The organism is Vibrio sp. A11 (genome assembly GCF_013048705.1).
Taxonomy (GTDB): domain Bacteria; phylum Pseudomonadota; class Gammaproteobacteria; order Enterobacterales; family Vibrionaceae; genus Vibrio; species Vibrio metschnikovii.
The window spans coordinates 394,200-412,665 of record NZ_VHSI01000002.1 but is presented as its reverse complement, the minus strand read 5'-3'; the positions used below and the strand labels follow the sequence as shown (position 1 = coordinate 412,665).

The window sequence follows — 18,466 nt, the reverse complement described above, 5'->3', positions numbered from 1 at the left end:
GTTGGGGTTATACTCATTGTTGGAAGGGTATGAAACATTGAAAATCTATTCGGAACCGCCGTATGCGATCCACGCTTGTACGGTGGTGTGAGAGGACGGCGGGAGTGATCCCGCCTCCTACTCGATTATGGCTATCAGCACACATTTCCACCGATGATTTGCCTGTCTTGTTTGCTGTGATAACAAGTTTGAATCATGACTCGTACGGCTGCTATGAGCGGTTCTAATCCTAAGCTGGGTAATGATGGATTAGTCGCTGGAACTTGTTCTGGCAACGGCGGAACATGGATAAAACCGCTGCGAATATCCTTTTGAGCTAAATAATGCTGAACAGCATAAAATAGATGATTACAGACAAAGGTTCCTGCCGAGTGGGATACTTCGGCGGCGATCCCTGCTTGCTGTAAATCCTCCACCATGGCTTTGACCGGCAGGGTAGTAAAGTATGCCGCTGGTCCATCGGCAATAATGGCTTCATCGATCGGTTGATGACCAGCATTATCGGCTATCCGGTAGTCATCAAGATTAATGGCTACTCGCTCAGGTGTAATGACGCCACGTCCACTGGCTTGCCCGAACATCAAGACTAAATCGGGTTGATGGGTCTTAATTGCATTGATGGCAACTTCAGCGGCTTGATAACGGACCACGGGCAGAACACAACCTATCACCTCGACCCCTGTTACGTGTAGCTGTTTTTTTGCGTTGAGTAATGCCTGCGATGGGTTAAGGCTATCCTCTCCAAAAGGCTCAAAGCCGGTGAGCAGTACTTTAAACATCCATGTAAATCCTTATAAATCGGGGGGACGGAACAGTTTATCTTGCGCTCGGTTTTTATCACAAGCGACCTTTCTTTGTTATTTTTAACCGATAGCTATGCTCATCAATATTGATGAGCATAGGATTATTTTCCTTGCAATCTCAGGTTCTAGATTTCGGCTTGAGTTATCACAATGGTTACTGTGCTAATCTCTCCAGTAGGTTGATCAAGAGTTTTATCCGAGGTTCAATGGAGTCCAGTAAGAGATATTCATCTTCGCTGTGGAATCCAGCACCAATTGGACCAAATCCATCTAACGTTGGAATGCCTAAAATTGCTGTGGCATTGGCATCGGAACCGCCACCCACTGCTTGCCAATTAATAACTAGACCGATTTCACTTCCTACTTGCTCGACGATATTCATGAATGATTGGGTTTCATCGCTCGGAATCATCGCGGGTTTATAGGCCTCACGATGTAAAGAAATTTTAATCCCATCAAGGTATGGTTGCTCTATCATGCTGATTAACTGATGATTAATATCATCGTATTCTTGATTGTTCCAAAAGCGGATATCAACAATAGCTTGTGCGTGATCTGGCACGATATTCGCGACTGTCCCTCCAGACACAACGCCGACATTCAAAGTGGTTCCTGAAGATAAGTTGGTCATTTGATTGATTGCTAAAATCCAATGAGCCATTTCCGTGATAGCACTGCGACCTTTTTCTGGCTCATTACCAGCATGAGCGGCAATGCCTGAAAACTCGATTTTATACCGTGCCATCCCTTTGCGTGCTTTCACTAGGCTACCATCAGCACGAGCAGCTTCAGCAACCAAAACATAGCGAGCTTTTTTGGCACTATTTTGTATCCATTGATGAGAATATAAAGATCCGGTTTCTTCATCTGGGTTCATGCAAATACAAATAGACAATTTATCTAAGGCGCTCTGGCTAAGGTTGCGCATTGCATAAACGATATTGAGTAGTCCAGACTTCATGTCTGATACGCCGGGACCATAGGCTTTTTGACTATCGAGTGTCATGGGGCGTTGAGCTGCGGTACCTGGAGGGAATACGGTATCCATATGGCCAATTAGCATTACATCGATAAGCTCTGATTCAGGTTTGTTACGAATTTCTAAACCGACCCCAGCTCTGTCACAATCAATCCGTTTCACTTGCCAACCGGCTAACTGTAGAAACTTGTTCTCGAATTGTTCAGCTATAAATTCAATACCATCTAGAGTGTAAGTTCCGCAGTCAACGTTTATCAGTGGGCGAAGTTCATTGAGATATTCTTCTAAAGAAAATGACATTTTTGTCTCCTAAACAAATAAATTCATGACTAACATGGCACCAAATGCATTAAGAATGGAGATGATAATCATCACTGGAATGTAACGACCTTCAGTGCCAATAGGGCCCATAATTCGACCAATATACTGGACTTGTGAACCCATCAAATAAATAGCTGGGGCTAAAATAGCGATGTGGGCACCATTTAAAATGCCTTGATCAAAGAGAGTGATAACAACGCCAACGGCTCCTCCCATAGACATCCAAGCGCCAATTAATACTGCTGCCGCTTCACCTGGTAAGCCGAAAATAGCCATGATGGGTGAAAATAAAATACCAATCAGATCTAGTGCTCCTGTTATTTGTAATGCTTTGATGATCACAAAAGCCATTAATACATTAGGGACGGTTGATGTGGTCGCAATTACCCAGCCTTTTTTAGCACCTTCAACGAAAACATCAGTGATCATCGGTTTTTTTGTGGTTGATGATTGAACTTCAGATGGATTATTCATTATTTGCTCTCCGCTTGTGCCTGATGAGGGGTAGTCGGTGGTGATTCTTTGCCTTCGGTAATATTGAGATAAACTCGGAAAACATTGGCTCCGATAATTTTAAAGATAAACATGACTGCAACGGCTAAGCCAATTGAAGAGGTCACCGCCAAAGAACCGTCAGCGAGGGTTAAAGTGAAGAGTACCGCCCCCGAGGAAAAGAAGTTAACAATCGTTGCACCGGCTGTGAATTGGAACATCGTGAAGATATCGGTTTCCCGCTTAGTTATTCGCCCCTCGTCTTTTAACTTACGAGTCATTGCCGCGCCAGCATCAGTACTTTGCAAGGAGGCTATGAGTGCTAATCCAGTATTACCTGGAATACTCATCAAGGGGCGTAATAGGGGAGTTAATAGTTTTCGAGCGGCATCGAGAGCGCCGTATTGTTCAAGGACATTAATCATACCCAAGGCAAACATCACGGTAGGAATGAGTGAAAGTGCAAAGATGAATCCATCTCGAGCGCCACTTCCTCCATTGCCACGAAAAGAAGTTGATACAGTTTGCATCCCTTCTGCTGTTTCCGTAACACTATAGGCGACTTTACCAAATGAGCCATTGAGGGTAGTAAAGTCAAATACGCCGTACCATTCGTTAGACTGAAGCAGTCCAGAGAAAAAAACGACTGCAAACGTTAGGGCTAGATAACTTCCCCAAGTTACTTTTCTTTCATGTTCGATAGGATTTGTCATAGTCAAGCTCTGTATTATCAAAAGATGAGCTTATCTTCTCCTGACTTGATATGAAGAATGATGATCCCTATCAACAGAACGATTGGATAGTATGTTGTTTTGTTTTTGGTTTTAAATTTTGTGATTATCCTCAAAATTAAATTATTAATCTAGTTAGCTGGAGGGCACCGTGTCGATGCTATTGATAATAGATTTTTCTTTTATTCAGTAAACTGTAGTCATAGATCAAAAAAGGGTTAGCAATCGCTAACCCTTGGTACTGTTTTTTGTTTTTATATACAGCAGGTTGTGTTTACAAAGCGGCCTTATTATTTAGGTACTTGGCAGCTCGGTTGTTTTACCTTCAGGCTCAGCGGTGGGAGCTTGGCCGGTTTTACGTAGGTATTTCTCTTCCCAATAAGTGGCATTTTTAATGCCAAGCTTGACGGGGTTGAAAGTAAATTCTTCAACGCCTTGCTTTTGTTGTTCTTCATAATCTTTTAGCGCCACGATGGTCGGTTTAGCCAAAAAGAAGATAATTAAAATACCAACAATATTGAGCCATGCCATTAGCCCTACACCAACGTCGCCGAGCGCCCATGCAAGGTTAGCCGTGTTGATACTACCGTAGAACACCACAGCAACCATGGCCACTTTAAGCAAAAACATCGCACTACTGATTTTGAAGGTACGGCGAATGTAGGCAATGTTAGTCTCTGCGATATAGTAATAAGCTAAAATCGTGGTAAACGAGAAGAAGAACAGCGCCATAGCAACGAATGGCTTACCAATCCCTGGTAGGGTGGTTTCAATCGCCATTTGAGTAAAGGCTGGGCTGTTAGCTGCAATGTCGGCTGGTAAATTTTGCAGTATCATCCCCTCAGCACCGTGAACATTATAAGCACCGGTGATGAGAATCATGAAAGCAGTGGCTGAACAAACCAGTAAAGTGTCAATATAGACAGAAAATGACTGAACTAATCCTTGTTGCACTGGGTGTTGGACACTCGCTGCAGCTGCAGCATGAGGCCCTGTGCCTTGACCTGCTTCATTAGAATACACGCCACGCATCACCCCCCAACCGATAGCAGCACCAAAGCCAGCCATAGGAGTGAATGCATCACCAATGATCATAATGAAGATTGCGGGAACTTGAGTGATATTTAAAAGAATGATGATAAAGGCGAGGATAACGTAAGCCAGTGCCATAAAAGGAACGACAAACTGAGTAAATTGAGCAATACGCTTAACGCCACCGAAAATAATGAAAGCCAGCACAATACAGATTAATGCACCAGTAAAGATCTTCGCAAAACTAAAGGTGCCCATGGCTGTTTCGACCATGTCTCCAGAGCCAAACGCCATTTCAACCGCATTACCGATACTGTTCGATTGAATACCTGGCAGTAAAACCCCACAGGCTAAAATAGTCGCAATGGCAAAGATCCACGCATACCATTTTTGACCCATGGCTTTTTCAATGTAATAAGCCGGTCCACCACGGAACTGACCAGTATCTTTGTCTTCTTCTTTATAAATTTGCGCTAAAGTCGACTCTGCATACGCGGTGGCAGCACCAAAAAAGGCCACCATCCACATCCAAAATACTGCGCCTGGCCCACCAAAACCAATCGCAGCAGCGACACCAGCTATATTACCTGTCCCGACTCGACCGGATAAAGATACCGCCAATGCCTGAAAAGAAGATATTCCTTTTGATGAGCTTTTACCTGACAGTAACAAGCGCCACATTTCGGTGAAATGACGAACTTGTACAAAGCGAGTATTGATTGAGTAGAACAAACCAGCGCCAAGACATAAATACACTAGGGCTGGGCTCCAAATTATTCCATTAATAAAATCAACAAATGACTGCATGAAAGTTTCCCTGTTAACGAATTGTTGTGTTTGTTTTGCATCCACATCTTAAATCTCTTGTAACTATTTTGTTAACTGGTTTTTTCTTTCTTGTGTGTTTGCGTGGCTTTGATCACATAAATATTCTTAACATGTTAATTTTTAGTGATGTTTCGAGCGGAGATGAGAGACGCTAAACAAAAATGGCTCATACACCATAAGGGTGTTGAGCCAGAGAGGAGCTAAAATACGGATTGATTAGACGCTCATGGTCTTATGATACTGCCTGACCGTAGCGAGACACGTTGAGTTCACTGGTTTTTATTTTACTTGGACGTTGGCTGATAATATCAGCCAGCAAACTTGCTGAGCCACAAGCCATCGTCCAGCCTAATGTGCCATGGCCAGTGTTAGTATAAAGATTGTCGAGCTTAGTTGCGCCGATGATCGGTGTGCCATCAGGAGTCATCGGGCGAAAACCGGTCCAAAATTCCGCTTGTTCGAAATAACCGCCTTGAGGGAAGAGATCTTTCACCACCATTTCAATCGTGGCTTTACGCGCTTCGGGAATTGAAGGGTCAAAACCCGCTAATTCAGCCGTTCCAGCGACGCGAATACGCTCATCAAAGCGGGTTAGGGCAACCTTATAGGTTTCATCCATCACAGTAGATTGCGGAGCAAAATCGGCGTCACGGATCGGTACGGTTAATGAATATCCTTTTACTGGATAAACGGGGAGATCAATGCCAAATGGTTTGAGTAGCGCCGGAGAGTAGCTGCCCATCGCAACCACATAAGCATCGGCTTTAAGTAATCCCTTATCGGTTTTGACACCAGTGATCTTATTGCCTTCGCTTAGTAAGCCTTGCACTTGAGTATTAAACTCAAAGCGTACCCCTTTCGATTTTGCTAACTCGGTTAATTGTTGGCAAAACAGATAACAGTCACCAGTTTCGTCATCGGGTAAATACAGGCCACCAACCAGTTTATCTTGAACGGGCGTTAATCCTGGCTCTTGTTTTAAACAGCCAGCGACATCCAGCAGTTCGAAACGAGTACCACTTTCTTCCAGCAACTGCATGTCCTTTTCAACCGCTTGCAATTGTTTTTGTTTCCGAAACACTTGCAAGGTGCCTTTTTGGCGGCCTTGATATTGAATATCGTAATTTTTATTCAACTCAATCAAACACTCTCGGCTATGATTAGCAATCGATAACATGCGAGCTTTATTGGTTTGATAACGAGATAACTGGCAGTTCGCCAGCATTTGGGTTGTCCAATTGAGTAATTTTGGATCAAGTGATGGTTTAATTTTCAGAGGGGCGTGTTTCTCCAGTAGCCATTTAATGGCTTTTTGCGGTACACCAGGAGCGGCCCAAGGCGAAGAATAACCGTAGGAAACTTGCCCTGCGTTAGCAAAACTGGTTTCTTCTGCACTTCTGGCTTGACGGTCGATAACCGTCACATTGTGTCCTGCTTGTGATAAATACCAAGCACTGGTTAAACCAATCACACCACTACCTAAAACAATAATTTCCATGACAACCTCCAAATTAACAACGTAAGTAGTTTCTTTGCTTTACCTTTTGTTAACAATCGATAAAAATTATCATCAGTGTTTAGTTTTTCTAAAAGCCATAGCCATGTTAAAGAATACTTACCTTGCTGGATTACATACCTTTGTACAGGTTGCTCATCATACCAGTTTCAGTAGTGCGGCCAAAAGTTTGCACATTACGACGGGCGCGATTAGCCAACAATTATTGCAGCTTGAAGCGCAATTAGGTTTTAGTCTTTTTGAACGGCACTCGCGAGGGGTGCGATTGACCGAAGCGGGGCAGACCTTGTTAGTGGTTGTTCAACGTAGCTTGCAAGATATTGATAGTACAATTGAGCATCTTAACCAACGAGCCAATCGACGTGAGATACGTTTAAAACTCACCCCATCATTTGCTTTTAAATGGTTGGTGCCGCGGCTGGAAGACTTTTATCGTCATCATCCTGATATTCAAATTCAAACCTTCGCGGAAGGAGCATTGGTAGATAGCGATCGGCGCGATTTTGATCTGGCGATTGACTACGGGCCGTTTCCTTATTCTAAAGCCAACGCAGAATTATTATTGGAAGAGTATTTATTACCAGTGATGAGCCCGGCTTATCTGGCGGCTCATCCTGATTTAATCACACATGAACGTCGCCCATCGGCGTGGCGCGAGGTCGTTTTGTTGCATGATGCGATGCCATGGGCAAAAGCGGCGCGAGATTATGAGTGGTTGTACTGGGCTTCGGAAATGGGCATTGAATTGGCGACGCATCAAGGCCATTTTTTTAATCGAACCGACATGGCCATGTCGGCGGCAGAGGCGGGCGTTGGTATCGCGATGGCAAGGCTGGCTCTACTGAGTAATGAATTAGAACAGGGCAAATTAGTCACGCCATTTGAGCCAATAGCCGCGAACGCTGGTTATTACTTTATTGTTCATAATCAAACGGAAACCACGGCGATTTTCATTGAATGGTTAAAAGGGCAAGTTTATCGAGCTAATTAATCGATACGATTAGCGATGGCTGCTTACGCTGTAGTGATATGCACTGGCGAGTAACGATGAATCAATCTGATCGTTCAAAAATCTTAACCAAGTTGCTGAAAAACTCAGGCTAGGTTTCATCGCTACGCCCCGTATAATAGTGAGAACTTGTCCTACTTGCCCAAGGAGTAAATGATGTATCACGCTCATGTTTATTTTGATTTATCTCAACAGCCATTCGCTTATGCTTTGCAGCAAACCATCATTGCTGAATGCCGCGAGCAGATTAGTGCCATCTTTCCCTTGGTCCCGCGTTTGGTTGGCCCCCATCGCAAACCAATGTTTGAAATTCATTTTTCTGAACAGCAAAAATCCTTTATTGATTGGCTGGATAATGCGCGTGGCCCTTTGAGTGTCTTGATTCATCCTGTTTCTGGGGATGATTGGCATGATCATAGTGAACATCAAGTGATGTGGCTAGGTGAGAACCTCGGTGTCAATCAAGAGACGTTGCGTTAGTCGGCCTTCCTCACAAGAGAATCGTTGTTGCTGGTTTGAGATAAATGGTAAAAAATCCGTTCGCGCTTAATTTTAAATTGACTTTCAATTGGTTGATCAATAATATTTAGCGCGAAAAATAACCCGGTTGATGCAATTTAACGCTATACTTTAAGCGTTAAGCCGAGTAACAACCGATCCCTTTTAATTTATCGAGGTACAATAGAAACCTATGGACTCGTCGAGTAGTCGAATATCACAGTATGGTCTTTTCGATGGTTCGAAAACACCAACGGTTTCTTGCTAGCCTGTCGCTAAATTCTCTTTAGCTGTTGTCAGGCGGTAACTACCCTTGGCAAAGCGAACTCTTTCCTTCCATCGTTAATTCCATACGTTAATACTTTGCGCAGTAAGGCAACGTTTGCCCGTGCGTAACCTATGACTGATGCTCACATGTTGTGAGCCGACACGTCGTGCTTCGCAAACCCATTGTTGCGCTAAGCGTTTTTCGTTTAGGCAAAATTTGTGGTTGCGATCACCAGGTTTCTTTGTCCTGAGCCCAACTCAGGAGAGACAAAGATGACAGTTTTTCGTACGCATTACATCGCTGATGTAAAAAAAGCCCGTACCCCAGTGCAACGCGCAGTATTAAGCCACGCTAAGCGTGATTTTTTCTGTGTTAGTGACCAATTACAGGTGCAAGAAGTGATCACCATGCTCAAAGCGAGCCCGCTGTTTTCTTCTTCCGTTCATGTTATTGCGTTGATTAATGATCGCGCTGAGTACCAAGGTTTGGTGTCTATTAGCCGTTTATTATGTGCTGATAAAACTCAGCCTGTCACAGCGCTGGTACAAGGGGCTAATCATTATACTTTTGCCTTAAGCGAAGCTTATCCAGCCGCATTACAACTGAGAAAAAGCCAATGGCCCGTGCTGCCAATTTTGGATAGCCGCCACCGTGTTGTGGGAGTATTGGAATTAAACGCTGCCCGCGCGATCATTCGTCACCAACTTGAACTTAATGATCAAGGTGTGGCTAAAACGTCATCTGGCTGGAAGCGCTTTGTGCGTTTTTGGAAGCACTAAGGGAAGAGCACGATGTCTGTTTCTATCATGACTCAAGAGCTGTTGGCACTGCACATCAGTCATAATCAAGCCGCGATGCTACGTTTTATCGACCAACATCCTTTGGCGGACTGTGCTGAAGCTTTTGCGCAGTTATTAACTGAGCAACAATTAACGGAACAAGAGGTATGCCAACTGCTCGCCTTACTGCCATTAGAAAAGCAAGTGGCTCTGTTTGGTTATTTTAGTTTAACGTGGCAAGAAAAGTTGGCTGAGCAAATGGATGCTCAGCTTCTTACTCAATTAGCTGAGCTGATGCCACACGATGAACGAGCCGATTTATTGACTCAGTTGGAGCCCGAGCTTCAGCAGCAAGTATTAGAGCAAATGGATAGCGAAGAGCGTTCCGACATTCAAAGGCTGGTTGCTTATCCAGAGGAGAGTGTCGGTGCGGTGATGACCTCTGATTTTGCTGTACTCGCTGCCGATTATACGGTCGAGCAAGCGATGCAAAAATTGCGCAGCATTGCTAAGCAAACCGAAACTATCTATCAGGCTTATGTGGTCGATGATCAGCAGCGTTTACAAGGTACGGTGTCACTACGCGATTTGGTGATTTCAGAGCCCAGCTCAACTGTGGGTAAGATCATGACCCGAGTGTTGATTTTTGTCCGAGTCGATGAAGATCAAAACGTCGCAGCACAAGCGATCAGTAAATATGATTTGCTCGCGTTACCCGTAGTCGATGGACAAAATTGCTTAGTGGGCATTGTGACTTATGATGATGCGATGGATGTGGCAGAAGAAGAAGCTGATCGCCACATGCACAAATCGGCAGCGGTCGATTTCACGGGTAACTTAAAAGAAGCCTCAGTGGGATTAATGTACCGTAAACGGGTCTTTTGGTTGGTCTTGCTGGTGTTCGGTAACCTTTTTTCTGGCGCAGGGATCGCCCATTTTGAAGATACCATTCAAGCCTACGTCGCCTTGGTCTTCTTTTTACCGCTGTTGATCGACAGTGGCGGTAACGCGGGGTCTCAGTCTGCCACCTTGATGGTTCGGGCACTGGCTACCGGAGAAGTGATCGGTAAAGATTGGGCAAAAATGCTCGGTAGAGAAGTGATGATAGCAGGGCTACTCGGCGTAACTATGGCTGTCGCGGTATCGATGCTTGGTTTATGGCGCGGTGGACCAGAGATTGCTTTAGTCGTGGCAATTACCATGCAAATTGTGGTGATTGTTGGCTCCGTCGTTGGTATGTCACTGCCGTTTGTTCTTAGCAAACTGAAGTTTGATCCTGCTTCCGCTAGTGCGCCATTGATCACTACGATTGCCGATGCGGTGGGAGTCATCATTTATTTCTCGGTGGCGACGATGATTCTGGATTTTCCGCCCACGGTATAAATGGGCATAGGAGCTCGCCATGTGGGACATTTTTGATTTTATCCTGCCGCTCATGTTAGCCGCAGGCTTGGGAGCCATGGTGGGGCTTGAGCGTCAATGGCATCAACGCATGGCAGGTTTGAGGACCAACGCTTTAGTGTCCCTTGGTGCGGCGAGCTTTACTCTGATGTCGATGATGGTCGATGGCGATGCCAGTCCAACACGCGTGGCAGCGCAGGTAGTCTCAGGCATCGGCTTTCTCGGTGCTGGGGTAATAATGAAAGAAGGGGCCAATATTCGCGGCTTAAATACCGCGGCTACTTTGTGGTGCTCTGCCGCGATAGGAGTGATGATTGGCGCCAATCAGTGGTCAGGTGCGGTTGCGGTGACGATCGTTATTTTGGCCACCAATACCCTATTACGCCCGTTAGTGAGGATCATCAACCATCGCCCTGTCGAGTCCGTCCAACAAGCGGAATGCTGGTGGCAATACCGTTTAGAGGTGGTTTGTTTAGAGAGTGATGAAGCGCATGTTCGAGCTTTATTATTGCAAGGTGTCTCTTCGGGGGCTTTGCAATTACAAAAGCTAGAAAGTGAAACCTTAATCCAAGATAAACAGACTCAGGTACGTGTCATCTCTTCGGTGATGGCAACACAACGGACCGATTCACACATCGAACGGGTGATTGGTCGATTAAGTTTAGAGCCGACCGTTTCACTGGCTAGCTGGCAAGTTGTGGAAGCTTAACTCGCTATCGTCTGGATAAGTGAAGCGACCTTATCATTTACAACCTTCATCAGGCTATTTTGTCGACGTCTATTTTCTTAGCACGTAGTCAGAATAGCCTGATTTTCTTTTTCTTCGCTCTGGTTGTCTTATAACTGTGCTAAAATCAGCCATTTGCATGCTATTCATCTTATTATTATTTTATCTCTCAGTATCTTTAGTCGCTAAGAGCAAAGAGCATGTCATAAGATAAAACAATAATGACGTTGATTCATGCTCACATGACAATGAAAAGAGTATTTAGATGTCAATCAATATCATGACTCAAGACCTCATGGCGCTGCACATCAGTCAAAATGCCGAAGCTATGGAACGCTTTGTTGAAGAGCACCCACTGGCTGACTGCGCAGAAGCCCTCACCGAATTGTTGGATAATCAACGTTTAACCGCTAAAGAAGCGGGGCAATTGTTACTGCTGATTTCTCTAGAAAAACAAGCCGCTCTATTTGGGTATTTTTCCTTGCGCTGGCAAGAAAAGCTCGCCGAAGAGCTTAATGCGCAAGAGCTCGCACAAATGACGGAGCTCATGCCCCATGATGAACGCGCTGATTTACTTACTCAATTAGAACCAGAGTTTCAGCATCAAGTTTTACAACAAATGGATGCGGAAGACCGGCGCGATATTCAGCGCTTAGTCTCTTATCCAGAAGAGAGCGTCGGGGCATTAATGACCTCGGATTTTGCGACGCTCGATGCCCATCAAACCGTTGAAGAAGCCATCAACCAACTACGGAAAATCGCCAGTGAGCGAGAAACTATTTACCAAGCTTACGTTGTTGATGAGCAAATGCATCTGCAAGGTACCGTTTCCCTGCGTGATTTGATGATTTCTGAGCCAAGTCTAACGGTTGGCAAAATCATGACTCAAGTGCTGATCTTTGTACGGGTGGATGAAGCGCAAAATGTGGCCGCGCAAGCGATCAGTAAATATGACTTACTCGCTCTTCCGGTATTGGATCAACAAAATCGCATGGTCGGTATTGTGACTTATGATGATGCGATGGACGTTGCAGAAGAAGAAGCAGATCGTTCGATTCATAAATCTGCCGCGGTCGATTTCTCCGGTAACCTAAAAGATGCTTCCGTTGGATTGATGTACCGTAAGCGCGTGTTTTGGTTAGTTTTGCTGGTGTTCGGTAATCTCTTTTCCGGAGCGGGGATCGCCTATTTTGAAGATACGATTCAAGCCTACGTTGCGCTGGTCTTTTTCTTACCCTTATTGATTGGTAGTAGTGGTAACGCCGGGGCGCAATCGGCAACGCTGATGGTTCGAGCTATTGCAACCGGTGAAGTGATTGGTAAAGACTGGGCGAAAATGCTGGCTAAAGAACTGTTTATCGCCGGTTTACTGGGTGTCACTATGGCGATTGCGGTATCGCTGCTTGGCTTATGGCGCGGCGGTCCAGAAATTGCCTTAGTGGTAGCGTTAACCATGCAAATTGTGGTCGTAGTTGGATCGCTGGTGGGGATGTCACTGCCATTTATTCTCAGTAAACTTAAGTTTGATCCGGCATCGGCCAGTGCGCCACTGGTTACCACTATTGCCGATGCGGTCGGAGTTATTATCTATTTCTCCGTCGCCACCAGCATCTTAGATTTTCCTGCGGTTGGTTAAACTTGCTTGATTGAGGCTCTAAATATACCCTTCCGACTTGAAGCTGCAGGGGTGTTGGCTACGTTCGTTCGCCCCAATCACATAGTCTATCTATGCTCATGGGGGCTCACTCACTTGCCGCCTACCTGCAACTCCAAGTTGTTTGGGTATAGAGCCTCTTTTCTGATCCCCCAACAACTTGGGATACCCTATAACTTCACTTCAACCCATATTAGGCGATGGTCGGAAGAGACATCTTTACCGTCCCCATAACGGCCCAAACGCGAGTCATTCATTAAACGATAGCCCACCTGATCAGACGCTGGCCAATAAACACCTGAATCAATAACGGTTAAGTTAGCCGAAGGCAGAGCATAATCAACGCCTAAGCCAAAAGTGGACGTGATTCGCTGTGGATGAGGATGAGTTGATGATCGCTGCGCAGCAAATTCAGCGGCACCAAGGCTACTTGGGTAAAGCGTCCCTTGAGTCACCTTTTGATTAAGTAGCGGATCAGCATGCAGTGCTTGCATTATTTCACTTAACCCATCACCGGCGACCGGGTCGAGATTTAAATCGCCCATGATGACAAACCTTTCATTGTTGGCTAATCCGCCAGTCTTACCAGCATCATCGTAAAAATAGGGCTGATTTTGTATGTAATGGTGCCAAAACTGCACTTCTGCAGCGTTTTGTTGCTGATTTTTACCAGGGTCAAAGACTGGGGGCGTCGGGTGAGACATCAGTAAATGGATCACTTGATCCCCATCGACAGTTGGAATCACAATCGGCGCATCCACATGGTTTTTAGACGATAAACGTACCTGTTGCCATTCTGCATCGCTATACCAAGCATCACCACACACCATGCCTTGAGGAATTTTTTGTGAGCCATCACAGATGGTGATCTTGGGGTTTTCTGCTCCAGCCATATCTTTCCATTTAAAGTGCTGGAAGGTGCGTGTTTGGCTCGCATCAATTGGGTACTTAGACAGTAAAGCAAACGCGTATTGGCCGTGATAAAAACCAAATCCCCAAGAATCGCCCGGTAACTGACCCTTTTGGCCATTATTATCTAAATCAAATTCACTCAATAGCCCAGTATTGGTGGCGTAGGCTTTAGCAAACGGATAATCAATCGGTTCTAGATCTGGCTCGCCTCCTGCGCCTTGTCGGCTTTGTGCGACAGATAAATAATTGTTTTGAAAGCCGATCAACGCCGAAGTATCTTCACCAGTACCATCATTATTAAATTCCGCCATCATCAATACATCAGGGCGATTATGTTGAATAACCGCCGCGACATTGCGGATCTGGATAACATTTTGCGCTAATGTTTTGTCTTTTTGTTCAATCTTGCCCGCTAAGTAAGCTTCAACCAAAGCTTGCTGCTGCGCAGGTTCTACCTGCATTTCAGTCACCAGTTCTGCAAAGGTGTTACGGTCAAAAGAGAGATTATAGGTAGCAATTTTAAGCGTTTTTTCAGGTGTTGCCATGGTATCGATATCCTGATTACAGCCCAAGAGCAGTGCGCTACTGAGCAGCAAAGCGGTCGGAGTAAGTCGCATTTTTTTCATTATTCACACCATAGAGTAACTGTCTATTCAAAATCAAAACAAAACCGATTTAAACAATACAGACAGATAAGACACATTGATTCGTTATCTGAATGGTAAGGATATGCTTACCTGTTGTAAGTGATAAAAATCACGCCCAAGATGTAAGAAGCTTCTTGTTTGTGTATTTTTGTGTGACTGATTCCGATTTTTGGGTGGTGTACTACTTAGGGCAGATCATTGTATTCAAAGGTGTAGCGAGTTGATCCACCGTTTTGTTCATTATCACGATGTTTGACTTGAAGCTCCAATCCAAAACAGGCAAAGTGCGTGAAACCTCTAGCAACGTCTTGATCAGACAAGGCCGACGATAGCGAAAACGGATCTGCTTATGCCTAATAACTCCTCTTCTTTCTTTGATTTTACTGCTCTGTTTGCCCTGTGCGAACCGAGCTCATTACAAAAAGGCATGCAGCTCGCGAAAAGTGGAGCGGTGTGTAAATTGACCGTTAATGGTCATACCGCCAATGCCGAAGTAAAAGGCTCTCAGCTTTACCGTGTGCAACTCAATGGTGGTCAAACATTATCAAGCTACTGCACTTGCCCAGCCGCTGAATACCAAGAGATGTGTAAACATGGTGCTGCCGTTTCGTATTGCTTACTGAGCGATTCGCCAATCGATCAAGATGATGAACGCGATCGGATCCGCAATCACCTAAAAACATTAGGGGAAGAGGCGATCTTAGAGAAGCTACTCGATTACCTCGAACAAGATGAATCCGCTTGGAAAACGCTAATAGCAAAAATGCAGCTCACTGAGCAGAGCGTCAGTTATAACGATTTGAAAAAAATGGTGACCCAAGCGTTACCCCGTGAACAGATTTGGAATTGGCGTGAAGTTGGCGACTACTTCTCTTACGCAGAAGAGCAACTCGAACTGATCTGTGAAGCCGCGAAAGCACTGAAAGCGGATCAGCAGTGGAAATTAATTCACTACATCGTGACCCGTTTAAATCTCGTGTTAGAGCAAATTGATGATTCGAACGGAGAGCGGTTTGGGGTTGAAGCGCTGATCAATGTTCAGATGCCGTTAATCCTCAATCAGTTGAATTGGAGTGAAGCGGAAAAAGCGCAGTGGATGTTTGAGCGCATGACCGACTATGAGTTTGATGTTTACCCAACGATTGACACTCACTTCGAGCCCGTTTGGCGCAGCAATCAGACATTTATTGAAGTGTGCAAAACCGCGATTGAGAAAACTCCACTTAATCGTGATAACGCATGGAACCTGAAAACATGGGCTAGGCCACTGCTAAGCACCGCCAGTGATTGGCATGAGCGTATCGCTATTAAGCAAAAAATCGCGTGGCGCTGCGACGATTTTCTGGAAATCGTGCAACTCTATCTTGAGCATCAGGAGCCACTTCAAGCCGAATTTTGGTTAGCCAAAGCGAAAAAACAAGCTAACCATATTGAGATGCAACAATGCGAGCAACTGCAAGTCAACCTCTATATTAGCTTGTGCGAGGTTGCTAAGGCGTGGAGTTTGGCTAATCGATTGTTTACTGACGCTCCGACTTTTCAAGGCTACCAAGAGTTGAGCGCTTTTAAAGTGACACACCAGATTGAGGATAAAGAGTTTTTAACTCGTATCGAACAGACATTGATCAATAACTACCAACCTGCCGATGCTCGCGGGTTTGTTAGCCACCACAATAGCGCCTTAGTTGAGTTTTATATTGAGCAACAAGCGTGGAAAAAAGCGTGTGATTGGGTCGCTACTCGGTCAACCGATAGCCATGTATTGCTAACACTGGCCGATGAAATCGTAACGGATAAACCCAAACATACTTTGGACTACTACCTTCGTGTTGCTCACGTGTGTATTGACCGCACCAGTAACCAAGGTTATCAAGAGGCAATTCATCATTTACAACGCGTCGAGCGCTTATTGGCTAAACACCCAGCCGCACTCGCTGATTTTTATCTCGCGATAACATCACTGGCGGAAACCTACAAACGTAAGCGCAATATGCACAGTTTATTGAAAAAGCATTATCCGAAGCAGGTTTAAGCTATAGGTTTTCTATCCCCAAACCACTTGAGGTTACTGGCAATAAAGATCACCGCTGCTCAAGTCGTCAGGGGATAGAGACTCAACGGATGCTAATCCCTTTACCATCTTCAGTAGCGATGGTTTTTTGTTTTACTTGGTAATCCTTGGTCATGATATTGGAAATAAAAGTCCAAGTAGCTTCAGCTTTCTCTTTGGTGACATCTAAGCGTAGAAAACCGCGTTGCTTCAAATCTGTCCATTGCAGCTCTCTGACCAACAGTGGCAGAACATGCTCCATTTGCATAATAGTCGAGCCATCAACGCCTAGGTACTCTTCTAAACCGGGCGAACTGACCGATGATGTCGCAAATTCGATACCTATCGCTTTGCCCTGCGCATCAAACAGTTGGCTACACCACGCATTATGACTGTCACCTGCTAAGCTAATAAACCGTTTGCCTTCTTGTTGCGCTAAATGATAAAGCCATTCTCTCTCTTGATAATAGCCATCCCAAGCATCAAGGTTGTAGGGGATAAGATGCGGATCTGAGTTAGGATTGGCAAGGTACGTTTGGATAGCTTGGTTGACATGATTTAGGGCTAGGGCTTTATTCTCGTCATCAGCCATAAACAAACCAAACAGCGCTTGCATTACTGTGCTTGGTAGCTCCATTCGACTCATCAATACTTGTTGGCCCATGATTGACCATTTACCAGAAGCGTTAGCCATTTGGTTTTTTAGCCACTGTTTTTGATGCTGACCTAATAGGTTTCGACCGGGTTGACGAGACTGAGCAACCAATCCCGCGATGCCTTCCATTGAGGGAGAGGACAACGAAAAATAATCCAATGGTTCATCACGGGCGACGACACGAGTATCGAGCATGTAGAGATCCAAAAGATCGCCAAAAGAGAAGTGACGATAGATAATTACATTCGATTCAGGGTTTTCACGGACAGGGAGCCATTCTACCCATGCAGCAGCGGCTGCGGCGCGTCGCAATTCAAAACTGCCTTGTTCTGGTTGATGATTTTCAGCGCCATTAAGCCAAGTGTCATTAGCAATTTCATGATCATCCCATACTGCAATCATCGGCATCGAAGCATGCAAGGCTTGTAGATCGCTATCTTGGCGATATTGTGCATAACGTGCTCGATAATCTTGCAGGCTGACACACTCAGTACCACGGCTCGGTTCACGTCCAAGGGACGCCGCATTTTCGGTGGCATAACCACCGGAGCCGTATTCGTAAATGTAATCGCCTAAATGCAGTACCGCATCAAACGGCTTTTTCTGATGCTGGAGAACGATTTCTCGATAAACGTTGAAGTACCCTGTCGGGTAATTAGAGCAAGAAACCACCGCCAACGATGCTTTGGCTAACTCGCCTTGTGCCAACGTTTTGGTTCGCCCCACTTGGCTGTTTATTCCCTGACATATAAAGCGATAAAAATAGTTTTTTCCTGCGGCTAATCCTATGACATCAACTTTGACTGTAAAGTCTTTTTCGCTGTCAGTTTGCTGTTTGCCAGAAGCCACTAAGTGAGCAAAATCCTCATGTTCAGACAGTTGCCAAGTCACTTCTGCGTAACGACTTTCAGTGGTTACCCGAGTCCAGATGATAACGGCATCTTGTAACGGATCTCCACTGGCTACACCATGCTCAAAGGTAACTGGTTTGAGCTGTGTATCATCAGATTGACACGCGATCAAACTGCTAGCGACCATGCTAGCGGAAACCGCCTTTATAAAGCCTCTGCGAGACATAGACATAATAACTTCCTTATTTTTATCCTCTTTATCCCTAACACCACGCTGTTTGGGGATGGGTTTTGTGCAATAAAAAATCCAAAA

At 45.0% G+C, this 18,466-nt stretch carries 15 protein-coding genes and 1 pseudogene; 8 read left to right on the top strand and 8 right to left on the bottom strand.

The features are described 5' to 3' along the window. Positions 1-91, top strand: a pseudogene (locus FKQ60_RS17775) (RNA-directed DNA polymerase); the annotation flags it as partial. 43 nt (positions 92-134) lie between these two features. Here the strand turns inward: FKQ60_RS17775 and pcp are convergent. From pcp to FKQ60_RS04350, 6 genes are all read right to left on the bottom strand, one after another. Continuing rightward, positions 135-779, bottom strand: a complete 645-nt coding sequence (gene pcp / locus FKQ60_RS04375; protein WP_170905424.1) for a pyroglutamyl-peptidase I — start codon at positions 777-779, stop codon at positions 135-137. A 178-nt stretch (positions 780-957) separates the two neighbouring features. Beyond that, positions 958-2,082 (bottom strand): M20 family metallopeptidase, encoded by a 1,125-nt coding sequence (locus FKQ60_RS04370; protein ID WP_170905425.1) that lies wholly within the window; start codon positions 2,080-2,082, stop codon positions 958-960. A 9-nt stretch (positions 2,083-2,091) separates the two neighbouring features. Further along, positions 2,092-2,577 carry a YjiG family protein gene (locus FKQ60_RS04365; protein ID WP_154168948.1) on the bottom strand — a complete coding sequence of 162 codons (486 nt, stop codon included), beginning with the start codon at positions 2,575-2,577 and terminating at the stop codon, positions 2,092-2,094. Further along, positions 2,577-3,308, bottom strand: a complete 732-nt coding sequence (locus FKQ60_RS04360; protein ID WP_158137967.1) for a nucleoside recognition domain-containing protein — start codon at positions 3,306-3,308, stop codon at positions 2,577-2,579. Before FKQ60_RS04360 ends, FKQ60_RS04365 begins: the two co-directional genes overlap by 1 nt. A gap of 312 nt (positions 3,309-3,620) precedes the next feature. Next, a complete protein-coding gene (locus FKQ60_RS04355) occupies positions 3,621-5,165 on the bottom strand; it encodes an alanine/glycine:cation symporter family protein (RefSeq protein WP_154168946.1) in 1,545 nt (514 codons plus the stop codon). Positions 5,166-5,418: 253 nt separating this feature from the next. Beyond that, positions 5,419-6,684: a D-amino acid dehydrogenase gene (locus FKQ60_RS04350; protein ID WP_170905427.1), complete on the bottom strand. Its 1,266-nt coding sequence runs from the start codon at positions 6,682-6,684 to the stop codon at positions 5,419-5,421. Between the two features lie 103 nt (positions 6,685-6,787). Between FKQ60_RS04350 and FKQ60_RS04345 the strand changes: the two genes are divergently transcribed. The 6 genes from FKQ60_RS04345 (at position 6,788) to mgtE (FKQ60_RS04320) (ending at position 13,020) form a co-directional block, all read left to right on the top strand. Then, positions 6,788-7,693 (top strand): LysR substrate-binding domain-containing protein, encoded by a 906-nt coding sequence (locus FKQ60_RS04345; protein WP_170905428.1) that lies wholly within the window; start codon positions 6,788-6,790, stop codon positions 7,691-7,693. Positions 7,694-7,867: 174 nt separating this feature from the next. Next, entirely contained in the window at positions 7,868-8,191 is a 324-nt protein-coding gene (locus tag FKQ60_RS04340; RefSeq protein ID WP_158139017.1) for a DOPA 4,5-dioxygenase family protein, read from the top strand. A 558-nt stretch (positions 8,192-8,749) separates the two neighbouring features. Continuing rightward, the gene (locus FKQ60_RS04335; protein WP_072668742.1) at positions 8,750-9,256 is read left to right on the top strand and encodes a hypothetical protein; all 507 of its coding nucleotides are present in this window, start codon (positions 8,750-8,752) and stop codon (positions 9,254-9,256) included. Between the two features lie 12 nt (positions 9,257-9,268). After that, complete coding sequence (mgtE, locus tag FKQ60_RS04330; protein WP_170906066.1) at positions 9,269-10,639, top strand: magnesium transporter; 1,371 nt, start codon at positions 9,269-9,271, stop codon at positions 10,637-10,639. A gap of 19 nt (positions 10,640-10,658) precedes the next feature. Then, the gene (locus FKQ60_RS04325) at positions 10,659-11,366 is read left to right on the top strand and encodes an MgtC/SapB family protein (protein ID WP_004395819.1); all 708 of its coding nucleotides are present in this window, start codon (positions 10,659-10,661) and stop codon (positions 11,364-11,366) included. A 283-nt stretch (positions 11,367-11,649) separates the two neighbouring features. Further along, on the top strand, positions 11,650-13,020 hold the full coding sequence (gene mgtE, locus FKQ60_RS04320; RefSeq protein ID WP_004395818.1) for a magnesium transporter: 1,371 nt from the start codon (positions 11,650-11,652) through the stop codon (positions 13,018-13,020). 188 nt (positions 13,021-13,208) lie between these two features. On the opposite strand, the gene FKQ60_RS04315 is transcribed toward mgtE (FKQ60_RS04320), so the two are convergent. Beyond that, the gene (locus FKQ60_RS04315) at positions 13,209-14,576 is read right to left on the bottom strand and encodes an endonuclease/exonuclease/phosphatase family protein (protein ID WP_170906065.1); all 1,368 of its coding nucleotides are present in this window, start codon (positions 14,574-14,576) and stop codon (positions 13,209-13,211) included. A gap of 370 nt (positions 14,577-14,946) precedes the next feature. Here FKQ60_RS04315 and FKQ60_RS04310 point away from each other — a divergent pair, with 370 nt between their 5' ends. Next, a complete protein-coding gene (locus FKQ60_RS04310; RefSeq protein WP_170906064.1) occupies positions 14,947-16,629 on the top strand; it encodes an SWIM zinc finger family protein in 1,683 nt (560 codons plus the stop codon). An 82-nt stretch (positions 16,630-16,711) separates the two neighbouring features. On the opposite strand, the gene FKQ60_RS04305 is transcribed toward FKQ60_RS04310, so the two are convergent. After that, positions 16,712-18,385 (bottom strand): alkaline phosphatase D family protein, encoded by a 1,674-nt coding sequence (locus FKQ60_RS04305; RefSeq protein WP_170906063.1) that lies wholly within the window; start codon positions 18,383-18,385, stop codon positions 16,712-16,714. Positions 18,386-18,466 lie beyond the last annotated feature (81 nt).